The organism is Acinetobacter sp. YH12117, assembly GCF_013418865.1.
GTDB lineage: Bacteria > Pseudomonadota > Gammaproteobacteria > Pseudomonadales > Moraxellaceae > Acinetobacter > Acinetobacter indicus.
On record NZ_VPBF01000017.1, the window covers coordinates 1 to 21,613 of the forward strand.

The following is a 21,613-nucleotide window of genomic DNA, read 5'->3' on the forward strand; positions in this document are numbered from 1 at the left end:
GAGATCCATGCACGTGTAGCAGTCCTTAACAGATTTACGGAATTAGGTCGCCCACTTACCCAAGTTACGCCTTAAATTTGGCTCAATTAGGGGCGCTTTGCATTTCAAATCTTTGTGCAACAAAGCCCACCCGCAGCGTAATTGCTGAGGCAGTTACATATAAACGCTCAGCGGCCAGCTCAAAACTTCCGGTTTCTGCTACTGCCAGAAAAGCTTCACATTGTTTACTGTTCAACATATTCATTGAGAAAAATTAAGCTATCCCTATTTTTCCTTAATTTTACTTATTTAAAAATAAAAAAATAGATAATGGCTGCATTTCAGGTGGAGTAAAAAAGATGTTGGCCTATGTACAGGGAATGGCGGTTGGTTTGGGATTGATAGCAGCGATTGGTGCACAAAATGCCTTTATCTTGAAACAGGGATTAAAAGGGCAGCATATCTTTTGGATTTGTGTGTGCTGTGCCGTATCTGATTCCATTTTAATTATGGCCGGCGTATTCGGTTTGGGGGATGTCGTGCAGCAACATCCTCAAGTGCTTACTGTGATTAAATATTTGGGCGTCGCATTTTTATTTTTATATGGACTTCAGCACGTTTATCAGGCTTGGTGTGGACAAAAGTCGATGCAGCTTGCAGATACTGCGCCACCGACATTAAAAGCCTTATTGTTGCTGTGCTTGGCATTGACCTGGCTCAATCCGCATGTCTATTTAGATACCGTGTTGCTGTTGGGTTCTATTTCAAGCCAATTCGGTGCCGGGCAACTCGATTTTATGTGGGGTGCAATTACGGCATCGTGGCTGTTCTTTTTTGCTTTGGGCTATGGCGCAAAGTGGTTATTGCCGCTGTTTCAAAACCCGAGCGCCTGGCAAATTTTAGATTGCATCATTGCCTTGATGATGTGGAGTATTGCCTGGTCTTTACTGACATTATCCTGATCACAAGCCCGAGCTTACCTCAGGCTTTTTTCCGATCCAGCAATTGTTTAACTGTTGGCTTGTAAGGTTTTTAAATCTTCCAGTACCTGCTCGGCATGTCCTGCAGCCTTGACTTTACGGTATTCCTTGACCAGCTGGCCGTTATGGAAAATAAAGGTAGAGCGCTCAATTCCCATGACTTTTTTGCCATACATATTTTTTTCTTTAATCACATCAAAATGCTGGCACAGCACTTCTTCCTTATCACTGATCAGATCAATCGTCAGGTTCTGTTTGGCAGTAAAGTTCTGATGTGCTTTCACCGAATCACGCGACACGCCAAGAATGGTCGCACCCAATGCCTCAAACTGATCTTTCAGGCCAGAAAAATCTACTGCCTGCGTGGTACAGCCTGGAGTGGAATCCTTTGGATAAAAATACACAATTAACCATTCCGCCTGTAGTTCAGCCAGATTGATTTCCGCCGTGGTGGTCGGAAAAGTCTGATTCGGTAAGTTCAAGTCGCTCATGATATCGTCCTTTTAGATTGTGTCAGTTTTTAAATTGCCTCTATCATACCGAATTTCCTGCGTTTTCTCACAAATTACCGGTAGAGAAAAATGAACGCAGCAAACTGGGTAAAAAAAAGCCTGCAATGGATGCAGGCCTCTGGAGGAACTATATGATTATTTCTTTTGCTGCGCTTGCGCGGCTTTCATGGCTTCTTCAGTTAAGGTTTTTAATTTACCGGTTAACTGAGGACCAAAACATGCCTGTAAGTCTTTGTTTTGTTTTTGGACAAAAGCAAGGGTACTTGGGCTTTTCTTCTGGTTAATGGTACTTTGGATTTCCCATTTTTGTGCATTGGTCAGCTTGCCATCGGCTTCAACTGCACAGGTACAGTATTTGCTGACTTCAGCAGCGCTTAACTTTTTACCTTTTGCAGTTTCTTCTTTACAAACATTAATCAGCGCCGATTTTACATTGGTGCTTTTATATGCCTGTTGCAATTTGTCTGTGTTGGCCTGAGCAGATGTTGCAAATACGGCTACAGTAGACACAATCGCAGAAAGGATAATGTTTGATTTTAAATTCTTCATAGATTCTACCTTGTCATTACGGTATATAACGTGTCGGATCAGCCACACCTGCGTCTAGGAAACCCTGTTTACGTAAACGACAGCTATCGCATTTTCCACAAGCACGTCCTTGGTCATCTGCCTGGTAGCAAGACACCGTTTGACTATAGTCTACGCCATGATCAAGACCTAAGCGAATGATATTTGCTTTGGATAAATGTAACAAAGGTGTTTCAAATTTGAGTGGTTTTCCTTCTACGCCCACTTTGGTGGCCAGACGCGCCATATTGGCAAAAGCCTCAATAAACTCAGGACGACAGTCCGGATAACCCGAATAATCCACCGCGTTAATACCAATAACAATGGCTTCTGCATCAAATACTTCCGCTGCTGCCAGTGCATAAGACAGGAAGATGGTGTTACGTGCTGGCACATAAGTCACCGGAATACCATCCTGTTCCTGCTCGGGTACCTCAATATTATGATCGGTCAGGGCAGAGCCACCTAAGTTACCTAAATCAATATTAATGACACGATGTTCTACACCTGCACGCTGGGTTAAGGCTTTGGCAGCGTCCAGTTCAGTGGTTGAACGCTGGCCATAACGAAAACTCAGGGCGATACATTCATAACGCGCTTGCGCCCACGCTAAACAGGTTGTTGAGTCTAAACCACCAGATAACAATACAATGGCACGAGGGCGCATCAGAATCTCCAAAATAATAAAAAGCAATTTGAGCTGTGTATAAAGCCTTGCGTTTCGCAGCTTAATTTTGCAAACAGAGCAATTATACAGCAGCCTGATTAACGACCAGTTTCGTCATTCCACAGCAGTTTGTGTAACTGTAGCTGAAAACGAACAGGGAGATGGTCTTCTAAAATCCATTGGGCCAAATCACGGGCCAGTTGTGGCATGCGTGCGGCACCATTTTCAACTTCAAAGGCAGGGGAAAACCAGACGGTACTGACTTTTTTATGCAGTTGATATAACTCTACTTGCTGCTTTGACCATTCATAATCTTCACGGTTACAAATCACAAACTTGATTTGATCGTGCGCAGTCAAATAGTCCAGATTCGAAAGCAAATTTCGTGCAACTTCCCCAGAGGTTGGGGTTTTTAAATCTAAAACTTTGGAAACACGCGGGTCTACCTTAGATACATCTAAAGCACCGCTGGTTTCCAGAGACACTTCACAGCCTAAATCTGCTAATCGCTGCATTAGAGGCAGGGCATTCGGCTGTGCCAGCGGTTCACCGCCCGTCACGCAGACATACGGTGTGTTAAAGTCCAGCGTGGTCTGAATAATTGCTTCAAGCGACTGACGCTCGCCACCTTCAAAAGAATAGGTAGTATCGCAATAAGTACAGCGCAGCGGACAACCGGTTAAACGGATAAATACAGTTGGCAGCCCTGAGGTATTGGCTTCGCCTTGTAATGAATAGAAGATCTCCGTAATGCGTAAACCCGCAGACGGATCAGAAACAGGAATAGCGGAAGATCGAAGCGTACTCATAACAAATTAACCACCGGGTAGAAAAACAAAAATCTCTACGATCATTGCTAACCGTAGAGATGAGGAGCGATAGCTCCGCTTAAACTAAAGAAAAATTAGTCTTCGCGTAATAAATCGTTCAGGCTGGTTTTCGCACGTGTTTGCGCGTCAACTTTTTTCACGATAATGGCAGCATATAAGTTGTATGTGCCACATTTAGATGGCAGGCTACCAGAAACAACTACAGAACCGGCAGGAACACGGCCGTAGTGGATTTCGCCAGTTTCACGGTCATAAATCTTGGTAGATTGACCAATGTAAACGCCCATTGAAATCACAGAACCTTCTTCAACAATCACGCCTTCCACGATTTCAGAACGTGCGCCGATGAAGCAGTTATCTTCAATAATGGTTGGATTGGCTTGTAGTGGCTCAAGTACACCACCAATACCGACACCACCAGACAAGTGTACATTTTTACCAATTTGTGCACATGAACCGACAGTGGCCCAAGTGTCTACCATAGTGCCTTCATCTACATATGCACCAATGTTGACATAAGATGGCATCAGCACCACATTTTTCGCCTGGAACGAACCTTTACGTGCAACTGCAGGGGGTACTACACGTACGCCAGCCGCTTTAAACTGTTCTTCAGTCCAGCCTTTGAATTTGGTATCGACTTTGTCATAGAAACGAAGATCACATGACTCAATTGGTTTATTGTCGTTTAGTTTAAAAGATAACAAAACGGCTTTTTTCAACCATTGGTGTACAACCCATTCACCGTCAATTTTTTCCGCTACACGCAGTGTACCGTTATCTAAGCCAGCAATAGCTTCCTCTACTGCCTGACGGATTTCAGCCGGGCAGTCTGCCGCGGTGAAATTAGCACGATCTTCAAACGCTTGTTCAATAATCGTTGAAAGCTGAGACATGATCTTCCTTCCAAAAAAATTTTCAAGATTTTACACTAAATTGAACACGGGTTAGATGAAAATTGGCGCTAAGATCGAAATTAATAATAAAGAAAAATGTTTTCGCTCAATAGAAGAAACATCTGCTTAAACTTTCACCTCAAAAAAGAGTTATCTTTCAAAAAGAAACATAGATTTGTATCAAAAAATAACAAAAAATGAGCAAAATGTGCATAAAAACTGTGCGGGAACTTCTTTATATTTAAGCTTATCAACAATAGTACGAAACATGAAAAATAAGTTTTTATTTTGAGGAGCATATTACGATGAAATCTTTACATAAAATTTTAGCCATTTCAGTGCTTGCTACAGCAGCAGGTTCAGCAATGGCAGATACAGCAGTAATACATGATAGTTATGCCTTTGATCGTAACCAACTCATTCCAACAGGTGTCCGTGCTGAAGTCGGTACAACAGGTTATGGCGGCGCTTTATTGTGGACAGCTAACCCATATGTGGGTTTAGCGCTGGGTTACAACGGTGGTGACATTTCTTGGTCGGATGACTTATCTATTAATGGTACTAAGTACGATATGGATATGGACAATAACTTGACCTATTTAAATGCTGAGATCCGTCCTTGGGGTGCAAGTCCAAGTAAGTGGGCACAAGGTGTTTATGTAGCTGCTGGTGTTGGTTATATTGACAATGAATACGGCTTAGATAAGCGAAATAAAAATGCTCAAGGAACTATTCATGTAAATGATGTTGCTTATATTGGTGAGGGTGGTGTAAAGGGCAAACTCGCTTATGAAAATGACATTGCGCCATATCTAGGTTTAGGTTTTGCTCCAAAGATTAACAATAATTGGGGCGTATTTGGTGAAGTTGGTGCTTACTACACTGGAAATCCGACAGTTGAGTTAGAGGAGTATGGTAACCTTGTTGGTGGAGAACCAATTGCAGAATCTGTACGTGCCGAAGCACAAAAAATCCGTAATGATGACAAATACGAATGGATGCCAGTTGCGAAACTAGGTGTAAGTTATCATTGGTAATATCTATTAGCTTGAGCTAAACCAAAAAACGAGCTTCGGCTCGTTTTTTTTATGCCTTTAGAAATGATGGCCAAATCTTAGTCCATATACCCAGGCATGATTGTCCCGATTGAGCGAGGCTAGACTGGAAATTTGAGTACCGGCAAAATCACTGGGTTGAATATGTGGTTGTTTAAACTTTAAATAATAGACCCCTGCAGCAATAAAACTGTCAGGTTGAAAATAAAAGAGCTGGCCTGCGCCGAGGCTATAGTGCCCATCTGCCGGATTTAGGGTCGAGGCCGGATTACCAATCCCGGAGTCCCAGCCCAGTTCTAACTGACTGATCCAGCGTGCATTCCAGCGATGTAACCCGCCCAGTTTGGCCGACCATTGATCTTTCTGATAATGAATTAATTTAAAGTCTTTAATTTCAGGAACGAATGTTGCGTAAGCATCAATCACGGCGCCAAATTGAGTCGGTTGTATATAAAAATCTTTCCAGTTAACCCAGCGTATACCTGCATAGAGCAGGTTATTGGCACTGATGCCGGTGTGTAAATCCAGATTCAGTGATTCGGGTGTGCGAACCGCGGTATTCTGGTCCGCCACAATCTGCAATTGGCCTTGTGGAGACTGTTCCTGTACCGCTAGCTGATGATGAATGGCCGAACGATAAGTGAACGCCGCACTCATGGCATATTCAGGAATCTGGTAGCGTACCCCGGCCAGCCAACCCCAGGCATCATCTTTAGGAAAATGGGCCTGATAGCCATGAAAAATATAATAATTTTGTCCCCAAAGCTCTAGATTCCCCTGAAAAGACTGATGACTGAGTCCTGCATAAAAAGTCCAGTGCGTATCCGGATGATACCCGACAAGCGCGCTAATATTTTCTGTTTTAAAGCGAATGTCGGCAGCTTCGACGTCTAATGGTTGACCATAAAAATCCGGGTTGTAGTTATAGTTGACCTTAACACCAAAGGGCTGATCATAAAGCAGGGCAAAGGAAAACTCTGGATTCAGCTGCAGTTTAAAACCACCGAGCACAAAATGCTGATCGGGTGCCAGGTTGCCGGTGGAATAGTCATAAATTCCTAACTCGGCCAGTGCAGCCTGATTTTCGACTTGTCCTGCAACATCGGCCTCTAAATGCACCAGGGAGATTTCGGCATAATGATCGGGCTGGAAAAAAATATGCATGGATTGTCCGGACTGCTCCAGCGCTGCTGCAGAAACAGCTTGAACCGGTAAAAGCAGGCTCATCGACACCCAGAAAAAATAGACCTTCATTGGCCGTCCTTTAATTTTTGGTTAAATTATAAATTTATAAAGTATTGATATTAAAAAATTATCTAGCTATTAAAACTGAATTTGATGAAAAAATAAACAATTTTAAGTGATCTTTATCCCATTTTTTAGGGGTGCTGTAATGTAGTGCAAAATGAGCGTTAGCATAAAATTTAAGAAGTGTGGATTGGACTAGTCTGATTAGTGGATCAACTTGAGAGATATAAAAAAAGAGGATGCTGATGCCATCCTCTCCATTTCCATTTTTTGTTGGGGTTAGTCTTCCGGATACGCGACTTTTTTCAGGGCTTTAATGTCGGCTTCAGGTGAGCACAGGGAAATAAACTCATAGCCATAACCACGTAGTAAATGTCCTTTACGCACCGCCAGCCAGGTGGTATTCAGGCCAAAAATATCGGTTTCTATCTGCTTTAAACGATAATCACGTTCCTGGTCATAGGCTACATTGTTGACTACACCGACGCCCATGCCTAATTCGACATAGGTTTTAATGACATCGGCATCTAGGGCAGACATCACGATATCAACATCAATACCGGCATCTTCAAAAGCTTTGTCAATTTTAGAACGGCCAGTAAAACCACCATGATAGGTAATAATCGGATATTCCGCCAAATCCTGAATGCTGATCTCGGCTTTATGGGCCAGCGGATGGTTTTGCGGGGTAATAATACTGTGCTGCCAAGTATAGTAAGGCACACTGGCCAGATTGCTTTCTGTGGTTAAGGATTCTGTTGCAATACCAATATCGGCTTCGCCTTGTAGCAGCATCTCGGTAATTTCAACCGGACTGGCCTGTTGCAGAATCAGATGCACCTTGGGAAATTCTTTTTTAAACTGGTTCACAATCGGCGGGAGTACATAACGTGCCTGAGTGTGGGTGGTGGCAATGGTTAGGGTGCCTTCATCCACTTTATTAAAATCATCGGCCAGACGTTTAATATTATCGGCATCCACCAACATGCGCTCAACAATACCGAGTAGGGCCTGACCAGGTTCAGTCAAACCGAGCAGGCGTTTGCCTTTACGGATAAACAGTTGCACACCCAGTTCATCTTCCAGGTCTTTAATATGCTTGCTCACCCCGGACTGGGAGGTGTACAGCGCCGCAGAGGCTTCGGTTAAATTGAAGTTCTGGCGCACAGTTTCTCGAATAATTCTGAGCTGTTGGAAGTTCATGTCCTTTTTTCCCTCAAAAAAGGATGGGGCTTGAAATGCCCCATCGGTGCGCGGTTAAGCGACTTGATTTTCAAATAAATGTAATTGACTTGCTGTCAGCCAGACGGTCTGGTTTGGACGGAACTGATGCAAGCGTGCTTCTTCTGGGGTGAGGGAAATTTCAATTAAGTTCCCTTGACGGTCGTTCAGTTCTGCCAGCACTTTACCGGCAATCCAGACTTCACGTAAGAAGGTGGCCTGAATGGCATTGTCCTGTGGCTGGGCATGAATGGTCAGCTCATCCGGGCGGGCAAAGGCAATGATCTCGCCCTGAGGCCCCTGTTGTGCGCTGGCCAGCTGAATACGGTCTTCACCCAGCTGAATCAGGCCATTGCTGTTCTGACCTTCAAAACGGTTGGCCTGACCCAGGAAGTCAAACACAAACGGCGTCGCCGGTTTTTCGTAGACTTCGCGTGGTGAACCAATCTGCTCGATGTTGCCTTTGTTCATCACCACGATCTGGTCCGCCACTTCTAAGGCTTCTTCCTGATCATGGGTAACAAAAATAGAGGTGATGTGCAATTCATCATGCAAGGTACGTAACCAGCGGCGCAGTTCTTTACGCACTTTGGCATCCAGCGCACCAAACGGTTCATCCAACAGCAAAACACGTGGTTCAACGGCTAAGGCACGCGCCAGGGCAATACGCTGACGCTGACCGCCAGACAATTGTGCCGGATAACGGTCGGCCAGAAAGCCGAGTTGCACCAGATCAAGCAAACGGGTCACGCGTTTTTTTATTTCAGCTTCCGATGGACGGGTGGCACGCGGACGCACACGTAAACCAAAGGCAATGTTGTCAAAAACAGTCATGTGACGGAACAGCGCATAATGCTGGAAGACGAAACCGACCTGACGTTCACGCACGTGAACATCGGTGGCATCCTGACCTTCCAGAATCACCTGACCGCCATCGGCAGATTCCAAACCGGCAATAATCCGCAGCAGGGTGGTTTTACCACAGCCCGATGGACCTAGGAGAGCCACCAGCTGGCCATCTGGAAAATCGAGGGAGATATTGTTCAGTGCATGGAATGCACCAAAGTGTTTTTCAATATTTTTAACTTGAATACTCATGAGGTCATTCCTTAAGAAACTGTTGAATCTTCATTACGTTTGTCCTGCTTTTCCTGACGGATTTCGACCCAGGTTTTCAGGATCAAGGTCACAATCGCCAGCAGGGCCAGCAGGGATGACACCGCAAACGCAGCACTGAAGGTATATTCGTTATAGAGAATCTCAACGTGTAAGGGCAAAGTATTGGTTTCACCGCGAATGTGTCCAGACACGACTGAGACCGCACCAAATTCACCCATCGCCCGGGCATTACACAGAATGACACCGTAAATCAGGCCCCATTTAATATTCGGCAAGGTGACTTTCCAGAAGGTCTGCCAGCCAGATGCACCCAGTACAATGGCCGCTTCTTCTTCTTCGGTGCCTTGCGCTTCCATGAGTGGAATCAGTTCACGTGCCACAAACGGTACGGTAATAAAGATGGTGGCAATGACAATCGCTGGCACGGCATACAAAATCTTGATGTCGTTGTCCATTAACCAGTTGCCCATCCAGCCCTGAGTACCAAAAATCAGTACCAGCATCATCCCGGCAATCACCGGAGAGACCGAGAACGGCAAATCAATGATGGTGGTCAGAATCGATTTACCCGGGAAGTTAAACTTGGCCACTGACCAGGCTGCGGCTACCCCAAACACCACATTGAGTGGAACGGCAATAGCCGCGGTGAGTAAGGTCAGTTTGACTGCAGATAAGGTATCTGGATGTACAAGCGCCTGGGTATACACGCCCACACCTTGTTTAAAGGCTTCAACGAACACCAGAATTAATGGCAGAATCAGGCAGCTCAGGAAGAAAATCAGGGCAATGGCCAGTAAGGTGTAGCGAACCCAGGTCGGTTCACGGGTGGCATCACGCGATTGCAGCTTGTCGGCCAAAGCATTGCTGTTGGTATTTAAACTCATCGGGCTGTTCTCCCTGTACGACGGCTGGCCCATGCTTGTAACAAGTTAATCAGGAACAGCATCACGAATGAAATCAGCAGCATCACCACCGCAATAGTGGTTGCACCGGCATAATCATATTCTTCTAAACGGGAGATAATCATCAGCGGGGCAATTTCAGTTTCAAAAGGCTGGTTCCCGGCAATGAAGATTACCGAACCATATTCACCCACGCCACGGGCAAAGGCCAGGGCAAAACCAGTAATTAATGCCGGCAGTAAAATCGGGAAAATCACTTTGGTAACAATCTGCAGACGATTTGCGCCCAGAGCAGATGCCGCTTCTTCCAGCTCGGTTTCCAAATCGCTGAGTACCGGTTGTACGGTACGCACCACAAATGGAATACCAATGAAGATCAGGGCCAAGGTAATCCCGATTGGGGTATAGGCCACCTGAATGCCTAAAGGTTCCAGATACTGACCAATCCAGCCGGTCGGTGCATATAAAGAGGTCAGGGCAATACCGGCCACGGCGGTTGGTAAGGCAAAAGGTAAATCGACCAGCGCATCAATCAGGCGTTTGCCCGGGAAGCGGTAACGCACCAGACACCAGGCCAGCAATAAACCAAAAACGACGTTCACCAGTGCTGCGATCAGCGCAGCACTAAAACTTAACTGCAAAGATTTTAAGATACGTTCAGAACTTAAAATTTCCCATAAACCTTCCCAGCCAATGTCTAGCGATTTTAAAAATACGGCAGACAAAGGAATCAGAACGATTAATGATAAATACGCTAGGGTAAAGCCTAGAGAAAGACCAAATCCTGGCAGCACTCGGGACCGCTGCGACATGATTACTCCTCAAAGAGAGAATGCGGGCTGAAATCAGCCAGCGAAAAATAAATAAATTTCGGCACAAGCATAATTTGCGAGGGTTAAATTGCAAATTTAAATAAATACTTGCTGTCATCAGTAATACTGATATGCTGCATAGCCTTTTCTGAAATCAGGTAGTTCCAGAGTTCAGGAAAAGGACCAAAACCAGAGGCGACATTAATATGCCCGACATGGCCCAAGCTCACTGGCTCTAATTGCCAGGACTGCGCCAGTTCCAGTGCATGTTCGGCATTTAACCAGGGATCATTTTCACTGATTAGCATGCTGGCCGGAACCTGCACTTGCAGCTGATGAAAATAATCCTGATAGTCATGCTGGCTGTCACGGGCAAAACCGGCTTCACCAAAACGGCCCGGGTTGGCCGGCGCCACCAGTACCAGATTCTTGACCTTGCGTTGCAGCGCCGGGTATTGCGCCAGAGCGGCTACGGTAGTCAGGCAGCCAAAGCTATGCGCCACAATTTGCAGCGGTGCATCAATAGCCGCCACGGTGCTTCGGAACTGTTCTACCCAAGTTTCGAGTACCGGGGCATTCCAGTCCTGCTGCTCGACGCGGGAGCAGGACATGAGTTGTCGTTGTAACCAGGATTGCCAGTGGCCATATTCACTGCCACCCACGCCCGGAACAATTACGGTATGAATCATGCCGATGCTCCTTTGCTTACCCTACAGTTGCTGATGCTATAGCTGAATTATTTCGCGCTATTGGCTTTTACGATCTGGTCGAAAATGCCGCCATTTTCAAAATGTGCAGACTGGACTTTGGCCCAACCCCCAAATTCCTGATCCACCGTGACCAGCTTTAATGGTTTAAACACCTGGCTGTATTTCTTTAATGCTGCTTCGCTACGAGGACGATAATAATGTTTGCCGGCTAAATCCTGTCCGAGTGGGGAATACAGGAAGTTTAAATAGCCTTGGGCCAAATATTTGTTGCCGTGTTTTTCGGCATTTTTCTCAACAATGGCCACCGGCGGTTCTGCCAGTACCGATAGGCTTGGGGTAATAATTTCAAATTTACCCGGCTGCTCACGAATGGCTAAGTGCGCTTCATTTTCCCAGGCCAGCAGTACATCACCAATGCCACGCTCGGCAAACGTGGTGGTTGAACCGCGGGCGCCTGAATCCAGAACTTTGGTGTTTTTATAAATTTTACGGACAAATTCCTGTGCAGTTTGATCATTGCCACCCGGCTGATGTTTAGCCCAAGCCCAGGCGGCCAGATAGTTCCAGCGTGCACCGCCTGAGGTTTTCGGGTTCGGGGTAATAATGCCCACACCCGGCTTGACCAGATCGCCCCAGTCCTGAATCCCTTTCGGATTACCTTTACGCACTAAAAATACAATGGTCGAGGTATAAGGCGTCGAGTTATGTGGTAATTTCTTTTGCCAGTCTGCCGGAAACAGTTTGGCTTTTTCCGCAATTACATCAATATCGGCAGCCAAAGCCAGCGTCACCACATCGGCAATCAGGCCATCAATTACGGCACGGGCCTGTTTGCCTGAACCGCCATGTGACTGTTTAAAATTAATTTTTTGTCCGGTCTGGCTTTCCCAGTATTTGCCAAACTGTTTATTCACATCATCATATAATTCACGGGTCGGGTCATACGACACGTTCAGAAAATCTTTTGCAGCAACACCAAAGGAGGATGCCGAAATTAATGCGGCCAGTACCCCAATTTTTAATTTTGTAAAACTCATGACTAACCTCAAATTTTTCGCTGTTTTGTAACATGAGGCAAGAATAGCGCTAGTCTTATTCCTAAAAAAATAATAAAAAATGAATTTTATATGAATAAAAAAGAAATATAAATAGATCTTCCATTCTTACACTAAAGCCAGCTCAAATGGATACTTGTTGTATGCAATGTTTTAAGAATGCTGAGGAAATATCGGCCGTTTCAGTGCTGGACCGTGCCTTTCATTATGGCGATGGCTGCTTTAGCACCGCGCGCATCCGCAATGGCCAGATTGAACTGGAGGCCTTACATCTGCTGCGGCTACAACGCGGCTGTGAGCGTTTGTATTTACATGCCAATCTGGCGTTTATCCAGCAGTCGATTCAACAGCTGCAGCAGCGCTATCCGCAGGTTAACGGCACCTTAAAAATCATCATTAGTCGGGGAGATGGACAGCGCGGTTATAGCCTGCCCGCACAAGAGGCTGATGTCTGGGTCTTTTTTTATCCTAAAGCAGTGGATGATTTCCACTATGAAAAAATCGCCAGTGGTGTGTTGAAACAAGCGATGGGACTGAGTATGCCGCAGCTGGTCGGTATTAAAAGCCTGAACCGTTTAGAACAGGTGATACTGAAAAAAGAAGCCGATGCGCAGGGCTGGCCAGAAGCTTTGGTGACTGATGTGCAAGGCTCGGTTGTTGAAGGGGTGAGCAGTAATTGTTTTATTCTTATAAACAATGAATGGATTACACCGGAACTTCGCTATAATGGCGTCCACGGCGTGATGCGGGCTGAAATTCTGGCCCGCATGCAGCAGCACGGCATTTCCTGTCGCCAGCGTTATGTCGATATGGAAGAAATCGCGCAGTTCCAGAGTCTGTTTTTCTGTAATGCGCTCAGTCCGATGAAAATCGTGACCCAGCTCGATGCGCGCCCTTTAGATGTTCAAGCCTGTATTGAACTGTTTAATCGTCTTCAATTGAATCAGATGCATTAATATGTCTTCATCCCGCTCTAAAACGAAAAAGAAAAACAAGCCTCGTTCCCCATTGCCGATTAAAGGCATTTTAACCCTGTTATTGAGCGCACTCCTCATTGTCGTGGTGATGCTCTGGTCCAGCCTGTTTAAAGACTATCCGGTAAAAGGCCAGAAAGAATTACTGGCCATTAGCGATGGCGATACCTATTCCGGTTTTATTGATCGTCTGGAAAGAAATGATCAGGTCAGTTTCCCGATTATTCTGAAGCTGTATCAGAAAATCATGATTCATGATTCGATGAAAGCCGGGGTTTATGAAATCCAGCAGGGCATGAGCATCCGTGAAGTCATGGAAATGATCTCCAATGCGGAAAATGCGCAGATGAACCGGATTCTGGTCATTGAAGGCACCACCTTTAAACAGTTGGTACAGCGTCTGCAAAAGGATGAACTGGTGACTAAAGAAGTCAGCCATCTTCCGACCGATCAATTATTAAAAGCGCTGAATATTCCGTTTGAGCATCCAGAAGGCCTGTTTGCGCCAGATACCTATTTCTTTGCCAAGGGCGAATCGGATCGTAAAATTCTGACCGATTTATATCAGCGTCAGATGAAAGCACTGGATGAAGCCTGGGCCAACCGTGCAGCAGATTTACCGTACAAGAATAAATATGAAGCGCTGGTGATGGCGTCGATTATTGAAAAAGAAACCCATGTCGATAGCGAACTGCGTCAGGTCTCTGGCGTATTTGTGCGCCGTTTAAAGATAGGCATGCGTTTACAAACTGACCCAACCGTCATTTATGGAATGGGCGACAAATATCAGGGCAATATTACCCGTAAGGATTTACGTACCCCAACCCCGTACAATACCTATACCATCTATGGTTTGCCGCCAACACCAATTGCACTGCCAAGCAAACGCGCGATTGAAGCAGCAATGCATCCGGATGATTCCGACAATCTTTATTTTGTCGCCACCGGTGATGGCGGACATAAATTCAGTACCAATCTGCAAGATCATAACCGCGCAGTTCAGGAATATCTGGCGGTCATTCGTGCGAAGAACAAGGAGTGAGCATGTTTATTAGCTTTGAAGGCACCGAAGGGGTAGGTAAAACCACGCTCATCCGTCGTATTTATGAACATTTGCAGGCTCAAGGCAGTGAAGTAGTGCTAACCCGTGAACCGGGTGGCACCCCGATGGCCGAGCAGATTCGCAGTCTGCTGCTTTCAGTCAATCATGACGAGCAGATGTGTAATGATACTGAATTACTGCTGATGTACGCAGCGCGCGCCCAGCATCTGGCGCAGGTGATTCTGCCTGCACTGGCAGCTGGCAAAACGGTACTCTGTGACCGCTTTACTGATGCCAGCTTTGCCTATCAGTGTGCTGGGCGTGGCCTAAGCCGGGAAAAGTTGCAATTGCTGAACCAGAATTTTGTTTCGCACATGCCGGCTCTGACTTTCTGGCTGGATGCACCGATTGAACTGGGCATGTCCCGTGCGCGTGAACGTGGTGCGCTGGACCGTTTTGAACAGGAAAAAGTCACCTTTTTTGAAAAGGTGCGTGCTGGTTATCAGGAGTTGTGGCAGGCAGAACCAGAACGGATTAAACGTTTAGATGCCACCCAAAGTCCGGATCTGGTCTTTGCCGAGGCGCTCAAATATTTACAGACAGTTGCTGCTTAAATTTGGGTCAAGACTAAAAATCTTCTATAGTAGCGTGATGATAGAGGATTTTTTGATCACAATGAAAAGTAACCGTGCTGAAATTATTGAATTTTTACAACAAGAATTTCCCCAGAGTCTGGAAAAATGCGAGATTGATGCGGTCACGCCAATGGGTGCCTGCTTGACCTATCGGGTTGGGGAAAGTGAATTACGTCCGGGCGGCACGATCTCTGGTCCGACCATGATGACGGCTGCAGATCTGGCTTTATATGTAGCCATTCTGGGCCAGATTGGGATTGTCGGGTTGGCGGTCACCACCAACCTGAATATCAATTTTTTACGCAAACCCGCTGGTGGAAAAAACCTGCGGGCGGAATGCCGGCTCATGAAACTGGGTAAAAGTCTGGCCGTGGGTGAAGTCTGGATTTATTCAGTCGGGCAGGAGGAACCGGTGGCGCATGTGACCGGAACCTATTCAATTCCACCCCAAGTGGCTTGATTCTCAGGTCACTTGTTCTTTTGATCTGGCTCGCTTGATTTTATCCTTTTCTTACTCGTCTTAATTTTGCTTGCTTCAGTTTCTTCGCCAATCTGATGCTTCCAGCTTTTTATTTTTTGAAGCCTATTTAATTCGCCGAAAAGCACCCTCCGAATTATTTAAAACTTATCCTTATATTTCAGCAAAATCGCTTTATTGATTTACATGATGTTACTTATTAATTACTCAAAGTTACATATCTTAAATCTTACTCCAATCAAGTGGTTAATTTTTAACCTTAAATATTTCATTCTTTGTCTAAGGTGTTGTTCCCTCAAAAATTGCTCTAGGCTCTAGGCCTGTTGAAAAATGATCAAATGAGGGGGGAAATGCTTAAATTTAAAAATAAAATGATCCAGGGCGCAATTTTCGATATGGATGGCACAATGTTTGATACTGAGCGTTTACGGTTTCAAACCTTGAAACAGGCATCTCGGGAATTGATTGGAGTCGAGTTCAGCGATGACTATTTAATGGGTTGTCTGGGCTTGAGTGCGCGGAGTGCCAAACAGCTGGCACAGGCTGAATATGGTGAAGATATTCCCTATACCGAAATTCGCCAGCGTGCCGATGAGCTGGAACTGGAAAGTGTGCGTCAGTTTGGCGTGCCGATTAAAACCGGTTTGCTACAGGTGCTGGAGCGCTTGCGTAAATCCGGGCTGCGCATGGCAGTGGCGACGTCCAGTCGCCGTGCCATTGCCGAAGAATATTTAATTAATGCCAATGTCTATAAATTTTTTGATGTACTGGTGTGCGGAGATGAAGTCCAACGTGGCAAACCGCATCCGGAAATTTTCCTGACCGCTGCGCAAAAGCTGAATCTCTCCGCCAGTGACTGTTTCATGTTTGAAGATTCAGACAATGGTGTGACCTCGGCCTATGCAGCGCAGGGCATTACCGTGCTGCTGCGGGACATTAAAGCACCAAATGAACAGATGCTGTCTAAGGCGCATTACTACTATGAAAGCATGGAAGATTATCTGGAAGATTTAAACCTGTATATTCCGGCCTTGGGGATGCCTAGTCTGCAGGAAGCTTTTCCACAAACCTTGAACCAGCTAACCGTCGGAATCCATGGCTTTGGTGCGATTGGCGGCGGTTATCTGGCACAGGTGTTATCGCATTGGGATGGTTATACCCGTCCGAAACGGATTTATGCCTCTACCCGTAACCAGCTGTATCGCTCTGCGGTGAATGCTTTTGGCACCTATTGCATTCGTTATGGACAAATGTCCTATGATGAGCGTATTGAAAACATGAGCATTATTGATGCAGATAACCTGCAGCACATGCAGGAGATGTATATCGAATCCAGCTTGATTGCCTTATGTCTGCCAGAAAAAGCGCTGAGCAGCGAAGCTGAGGTGATTGCGCAAGGCCTGTATGCACGTTATCTGGCCCATCAGGACCAGCCGGCTGCGCCTTTAACCGTGCTGATTATTTTAAATAAAGTCGGTGCCAAGCAGTTATTGCTGGAGCATATCCGTAAAGCCCTGGTGGCCTTAAGTGATGTGCAGACCGCACAAGCCATTTTAGCGCAGCATTATTTCTGCGATACCGTGGTCAACCGTATGGTATCCAAACTGACTGACCAGAACCTGTACCGCCAGCTACGGATTAAATACAACATCTTCAAGCAGTCGCAGACAGAAGATGAAGCCGAGCCGGTTGAAATTGAGGATAACACCCGTTTGCAGCCGGAGCAGGAACGTCAGGCCAGTCTGTATGTGGAAGATTTGCGCCGTAATTTCCAGCCGAGTCATATTCTACAGACCATGGATCTTATTCTGTTTAATGCAGAAATCGACATGCCGATTTATGTGGAAAATGCCAGTCCGTTACTGCAAAAAATGCGGCAGATGATTCTTGTCGAAGACATCAGTGAAATCCAGCTGATTAAAAACCGGCTCTGGAACGGGGTGCATGCCATGCTTGCCTGGTATGCCAGCCTGCGTGGTCATCAAACCATTGGTGTGGCTCTGGCCGACCCGCAGATTGAACAGTTCATGCAGCAGTTGTTACAGCAGGTTCAGCAGGGACTGGCGGTGGTGTTACCACACCGGCAACACGACCTGCATGCACTGGCACAAAGTTTTGCAAACTCCTGTGTCCATGCCTATAAAGACCCATGTGCACGGGTGGCGCGTGATCCGCTACGCAAGCTCAGTGCGTCCGAGCGGGTGTTAGGTTCAATTGCTAGCAATGCCCAGGCTGGGTTGCCGTATCAGTTTTTGGCACAAGGTGCTTTATTGGGCTATGTCTATGCGGTGCAAACCCATCAGCTGACCGAGGCGCAGGCTTTGGCACATTTACAGACACAATTGCAGCAGCCACATTTCTCGGCACAAGTGGCACTGACTTTACGTAATTATGTGCAGACCTATCTGCCGCAATTGCTGTCCGGAGTGCTAGAACCTGAGCAGTTGCCATTATTAAAGCCAACCTCGAGTGCAGCGCAATATGCTTCAACTTGAGGAACCATCCGGCTGAAACCATTTTTGGCTGATCCCAATAAAAAACCGAATCACATCCTGCGATTCGGTTTTTTATCTTTCAGAACTGAAGATGGCATAAGCGTTTTAAGCCGGCACATCCTCATTCACCAATGGCGTTTCTACCTGGAAGTTTGGCGGCGTGAGGACAGTTTTACGCAGCTCATCTGCCAGTTCTGGATAATCCAGGGTGTAATGCAGGCCACGCGATTCTTTACGCTGCATGGCACAGCGCACAATCATTTCTGAAACCAGCACCAGATTACGCAGTTCAATCAGGTTTTTACTGACTTTGTAGTCCTGATAATACTCGGTAATTTCACGTTTCAGCATTTCAATACGGTGCAGGGCACGTTGTAAACGCTTGGTGGTGCGGACAATCCCGACATAGTTCCACATGGTGGCGCGCAGTTCATCCCAGTTTTGTAGAATTACCACATCTTCATCGGGATGGGTCACTTGAGAATCATCCCAGGCCGGCACATTTGGTGATTGATAATCGGGCTTGAATTCAGCCTGAATGTGTTCAGCGGCACTCATGCCATATACAAAACATTCTAAAAGTGAGTTACTGGCCATACGATTCGCACCGTGCAGGCCGGTATAAGACGTTTCACCAATGGCATACAGGCCGGCAATATCGGTCTGGCTGTGTTCATCAACCACTACACCGCCACAGGTATAATGCGCCGCCGGGACCACCGGAATCATGTCTTTGGTGATGTCGATGCCCAGTTCCAGTAAACGCGCATACAGGGTCGGGAAGTGTTCTTTAACAAATTCGGCCGGTTTATGGGTGATGTCTAGCCAGACATGACGAATCCCCAGACGCTTGATTTCAAAGTCAATCGCACGTGCCACAATATCACGTGGCGCCAGTTCGGCACGCTCATCGAAACGTAGCATAAAGCGTTCCCCATCTGGCAGGCGTAAATAGGCGCCTTCGCCACGCATGGCTTCGGTAATCAAGAAGGAACGGGCTTGCGGATGGTATAAGCAGGTCGGATGGAACTGGTTAAATTCCATATTGGCGACGCGGCAACCGGCGCGGTAGGCCATGGCAATCCCGTCACCGGTGGCAATATCCGGGTTAGAGGTGTACAGATAGGCTTTCATGGCACCGCCGCAGGCTAGGGCGGTAAAGGGCGCCAGGAAGGTATCAATCTGGTCGGTGTTTTCATCCAGGGCATACAGGCCCAATGCACGATTGTCACCGGTTTGACCGAGTTTCTGTGTGGTAATCAGGTCAATGGCAACAAAGTTTTCAAAAATCTGGATATTCTGTTTTTCTCTGGCCCGCTGGACCAGTGTCGTTGAAATGGCACGTCCCGTGGCATCTGCCGCGTGAATGATCCGGCGCTGGGAGTGGCCGCCTTCACGGGTTAAATGCAGTTGTTCCTGTTCATCGAGGGTAAATTGAACGCCATGTTCAAGCAGGAAATCGACCGAAGGTTTACCGCCCTCTACAGTTTGCTGCACGGCATTCAGTTCACATAAATGCGCGCCTGCAATCATTGTATCATCTATATGCTGTTGAATAGAGTCGGTTTCATCCAGTACGGCTGCGACCCCACCTTGGGCATAAAAGGTGCTGGCATCAGTCAGGGCCGACTTGGCCAGCACGGCAATTTTAAAATGAGCTGGTAATGACAGTGCCAGACTTAAACCTGCGCCGCCACTACCCACAATGATCACATCAAAATGATGAGTTGCATGTAAATTAGACATGTCCATCAGCTAATTTGAAAAAAGTCTGGTAATGACAACGCTTTTTAAAACAAAAGGCAAGGGTCAAGATGCTTATTAATGATGAGAAAAAGCAATAAAACTCCATTTTATAAAAAATGGCATAAGCACTTGTATCCTGTTGAGGAATTGAACATATTATTACGAAATCTTAAAAAGCGTTATGTTAAAAACAGAACATCACATTTTTATAAACAAATTGAGTGAATGCTATATATGAATAATCGCTACTTACAGAAGGGTCTCTATGCAGCTGTGTTCACTATGGCATCTGTTCAAGCACAGGCCTCTACTTCAGTAGATTTTTCCAACCTGGTTGAACAGGTCAGCCCCGGTGTTGTCAGTGTCAATGTGGTCAAACGTTTAAGCCAGGAAGAGCTGTTACAACAACAGGTTCCGGAACTGTTACGCCGTTTCTTTGGCGATGGGGTGGTGATTCCGCAGCGTCAGGCACCACAAGAAAAAACCGGTTATGGCAGTGCCTTCTTTATTAGCAAAGATGGCTACCTGCTCACTAACCACCATGTGATTGAAAATGCCTCCAAAGTCACCATTGTCCTGAATGATCGCCGTGAAATTGATGCCACCGTGGTCGGCAGTGATGAACGGACTGATGTGGCCTTGCTGAAAGTATCTGGCAGCAATTTCCCTGAACTGCGTACCGGTAATGTTGATCGCCTGAAAGTTGGTGAGCCGGTGCTGGCGATTGGTTCACCATTCGGTTTTGACTATTCCGCCTCTGCCGGTATTGTCAGCGCCAAAATGCGTAACATGATGGGGGAAACCTCGGTACCGTTTATTCAGACTGACGTTGCCTTAAACCCGGGTAACTCGGGTGGACCGCTATTTAACCAGCGCGGTGAAGTGGTTGGGGTCAACTCGCGCATCTTTAGTGGAACGGGCGGCTATATGGGCCTGTCTTTCTCGATTCCGATTGATGTCGCCATGGAAGTGGCAGACCAGTTAAAACAGCATGGTAAAGTCACCCGTTCCTATTTAGGTGTGAGCCTGCAGGATATTGACCGGACGCTGGCAGAATCGTATCGACTGGATAAACCGGAAGGGTCCTTAATTACCCAGGTGGCACCGGATTCTCCAGCCTCCAAAGCCGGCTTGCGTGCCGGTGATGTGATCTTAAAATACAACGGTACCCCAATTTCGCGCACCAGCGAATTACTCAATTATCTGAACCGTACTGCACCTAAACAGACCATCCAGCTGGAAGTTTTACGCGATGACCGTCGCCGGAATATCTCGGCTACTTTAAGTACTGCACCGGATGACACCCCGGCCAAGAGCAATGTTACGCCAAGCCAGAATAAAGGCCCGGTACTTGGGGTCGCAATCCGGAACCTGTCAGCAGCAGAAATGCGTCAGCTGGAAATTAAAGGCGGCGTGCTGATTCAGGAAGTCCGTCCGGGCAGTATTGCAGCGCAGTCGCGAATTTTACCGGGTGATGTCATCGTACAGCTGAACAATAGCCCAGTCACCGACAGCAACAGCTTTGTTCAGGCGGTTTCGCAGCTGAAAAAGGGCAGCGTGGCGCGTGTGACCTTAATCCGTCAGGGACAACGTGCTATTGTCGGCATGCGAATTTCCTGATCTGAGCCAGTTAAAAACCACAGCCTGCTGTGGTTTTTTATTTTTCAATTTATCCGGGGCCAATTTACAG

Annotated in this window: 21 protein-coding genes and 1 pseudogene; 8 read left to right on the forward strand and 14 right to left on the reverse strand. The window is 46.5% G+C overall.

Annotated elements, in window-relative coordinates; genetic code table 11:
• Positions 1-127 precede the first annotated feature (127 nt).
• Positions 128-238 (reverse strand): annotated as a pseudogene (locus FTU55_RS07780) (LysR family transcriptional regulator); the annotation flags it as partial.
• Positions 239-338: 100 nt separating this feature from the next.
• Here FTU55_RS07780 and FTU55_RS07785 point away from each other — a divergent pair.
• Positions 339-941, forward strand: a complete 603-nt coding sequence (locus tag FTU55_RS07785; protein WP_168391089.1) for a LysE/ArgO family amino acid transporter — start codon at positions 339-341, stop codon at positions 939-941.
• A 47-nt stretch (positions 942-988) separates the two neighbouring features.
• On the opposite strand, the gene FTU55_RS07790 is transcribed toward FTU55_RS07785, so the two are convergent.
• The 5 genes from FTU55_RS07790 to dapD form a co-directional block, all read right to left on the reverse strand.
• Positions 989-1,450: a peroxiredoxin gene (locus FTU55_RS07790; protein ID WP_005176635.1), complete on the reverse strand. Its 462-nt coding sequence runs from the start codon at positions 1,448-1,450 to the stop codon at positions 989-991.
• A 156-nt stretch (positions 1,451-1,606) separates the two neighbouring features.
• Positions 1,607-2,020, reverse strand: coding sequence for a hypothetical protein (locus tag FTU55_RS07795; RefSeq protein WP_005176638.1), 414 nt, complete (start codon positions 2,018-2,020; stop codon positions 1,607-1,609).
• 16 nt (positions 2,021-2,036) lie between these two features.
• Entirely contained in the window at positions 2,037-2,705 is a 669-nt protein-coding gene (gene queC, locus FTU55_RS07800; RefSeq protein ID WP_005176642.1) for a 7-cyano-7-deazaguanine synthase QueC, read from the reverse strand.
• 98 nt (positions 2,706-2,803) lie between these two features.
• Positions 2,804-3,514, reverse strand: coding sequence for a 7-carboxy-7-deazaguanine synthase QueE (queE, locus tag FTU55_RS07805; RefSeq protein ID WP_075167785.1), 711 nt, complete (start codon positions 3,512-3,514; stop codon positions 2,804-2,806).
• A gap of 95 nt (positions 3,515-3,609) precedes the next feature.
• Positions 3,610-4,431, reverse strand: a complete 822-nt coding sequence (gene dapD / locus FTU55_RS07810; protein ID WP_180046697.1) for a 2,3,4,5-tetrahydropyridine-2,6-dicarboxylate N-succinyltransferase — start codon at positions 4,429-4,431, stop codon at positions 3,610-3,612.
• A gap of 305 nt (positions 4,432-4,736) precedes the next feature.
• On the opposite strand from dapD, the gene carO reads away from it, so the two are divergent.
• Positions 4,737-5,468, forward strand: a complete 732-nt coding sequence (carO, locus tag FTU55_RS07815; RefSeq protein WP_180036439.1) for an ornithine uptake porin CarO — start codon at positions 4,737-4,739, stop codon at positions 5,466-5,468.
• Positions 5,469-5,525: 57 nt separating this feature from the next.
• On the opposite strand, the gene FTU55_RS07820 is transcribed toward carO, so the two are convergent.
• The 7 genes from FTU55_RS07820 to FTU55_RS07850 form a co-directional block, all read right to left on the reverse strand.
• Positions 5,526-6,740, reverse strand: a complete 1,215-nt coding sequence (locus FTU55_RS07820) for an OmpP1/FadL family transporter (protein ID WP_180046699.1) — start codon at positions 6,738-6,740, stop codon at positions 5,526-5,528.
• 273 nt (positions 6,741-7,013) lie between these two features.
• Complete coding sequence (locus FTU55_RS07825) at positions 7,014-7,937, reverse strand: CysB family HTH-type transcriptional regulator (protein ID WP_075167787.1); 924 nt, start codon at positions 7,935-7,937, stop codon at positions 7,014-7,016.
• A 54-nt stretch (positions 7,938-7,991) separates the two neighbouring features.
• A complete protein-coding gene (locus FTU55_RS07830; protein ID WP_005176652.1) occupies positions 7,992-9,053 on the reverse strand; it encodes a sulfate/molybdate ABC transporter ATP-binding protein in 1,062 nt (353 codons plus the stop codon).
• Positions 9,054-9,064: 11 nt separating this feature from the next.
• Positions 9,065-9,958: a sulfate ABC transporter permease subunit CysW gene (gene cysW / locus FTU55_RS07835; protein ID WP_075167788.1), complete on the reverse strand. Its 894-nt coding sequence runs from the start codon at positions 9,956-9,958 to the stop codon at positions 9,065-9,067.
• Positions 9,955-10,788: a sulfate ABC transporter permease subunit CysT gene (cysT, locus tag FTU55_RS07840; protein ID WP_005176654.1), complete on the reverse strand. Its 834-nt coding sequence runs from the start codon at positions 10,786-10,788 to the stop codon at positions 9,955-9,957. Before cysT ends, cysW begins: the two co-directional genes overlap by 4 nt.
• A gap of 83 nt (positions 10,789-10,871) precedes the next feature.
• Positions 10,872-11,477 carry an alpha/beta hydrolase gene (locus FTU55_RS07845; RefSeq protein ID WP_163145967.1) on the reverse strand — a complete coding sequence of 202 codons (606 nt, stop codon included), beginning with the start codon at positions 11,475-11,477 and terminating at the stop codon, positions 10,872-10,874.
• Between the two features lie 47 nt (positions 11,478-11,524).
• Positions 11,525-12,535: a sulfate ABC transporter substrate-binding protein gene (locus FTU55_RS07850; protein WP_180046701.1), complete on the reverse strand. Its 1,011-nt coding sequence runs from the start codon at positions 12,533-12,535 to the stop codon at positions 11,525-11,527.
• Between the two features lie 161 nt (positions 12,536-12,696).
• Between FTU55_RS07850 and pabC the strand changes: the two genes are divergently transcribed.
• The 5 genes from pabC to mtlD all read left to right on the forward strand — a co-directional run bounded on the left by pabC (position 12,697) and on the right by mtlD (position 18,177).
• Positions 12,697-13,509 carry an aminodeoxychorismate lyase gene (gene pabC, locus FTU55_RS07855; protein WP_180046702.1) on the forward strand — a complete coding sequence of 271 codons (813 nt, stop codon included), beginning with the start codon at positions 12,697-12,699 and terminating at the stop codon, positions 13,507-13,509.
• 1 nt (position 13,510) lies between these two features.
• Positions 13,511-14,569: an endolytic transglycosylase MltG gene (gene mltG, locus FTU55_RS07860; protein WP_180046703.1), complete on the forward strand. Its 1,059-nt coding sequence runs from the start codon at positions 13,511-13,513 to the stop codon at positions 14,567-14,569.
• Between the two features lie 2 nt (positions 14,570-14,571).
• Positions 14,572-15,183, forward strand: coding sequence for a dTMP kinase (gene tmk / locus FTU55_RS07865; protein WP_005176660.1), 612 nt, complete (start codon positions 14,572-14,574; stop codon positions 15,181-15,183).
• 61 nt (positions 15,184-15,244) lie between these two features.
• On the forward strand, positions 15,245-15,664 hold the full coding sequence (locus tag FTU55_RS07870; RefSeq protein WP_005176662.1) for a PaaI family thioesterase: 420 nt from the start codon (positions 15,245-15,247) through the stop codon (positions 15,662-15,664).
• Positions 15,665-16,032: 368 nt separating this feature from the next.
• Positions 16,033-18,177, forward strand: coding sequence for a bifunctional mannitol-1-phosphate dehydrogenase/phosphatase (gene mtlD, locus FTU55_RS07875; RefSeq protein ID WP_180046705.1), 2,145 nt, complete (start codon positions 16,033-16,035; stop codon positions 18,175-18,177).
• 105 nt (positions 18,178-18,282) lie between these two features.
• Here the strand turns inward: mtlD and nadB are convergent, their stop codons facing one another.
• Positions 18,283-19,929, reverse strand: a complete 1,647-nt coding sequence (gene nadB, locus FTU55_RS07880) for an L-aspartate oxidase (RefSeq protein ID WP_005176669.1) — start codon at positions 19,927-19,929, stop codon at positions 18,283-18,285.
• 228 nt (positions 19,930-20,157) lie between these two features.
• On the opposite strand from nadB, the gene FTU55_RS07885 reads away from it, so the two are divergent.
• Positions 20,158-21,543, forward strand: coding sequence for a Do family serine endopeptidase (locus tag FTU55_RS07885; protein WP_104469870.1), 1,386 nt, complete (start codon positions 20,158-20,160; stop codon positions 21,541-21,543).
• The last annotated feature ends 70 nt before the right edge of the window (positions 21,544-21,613 follow it).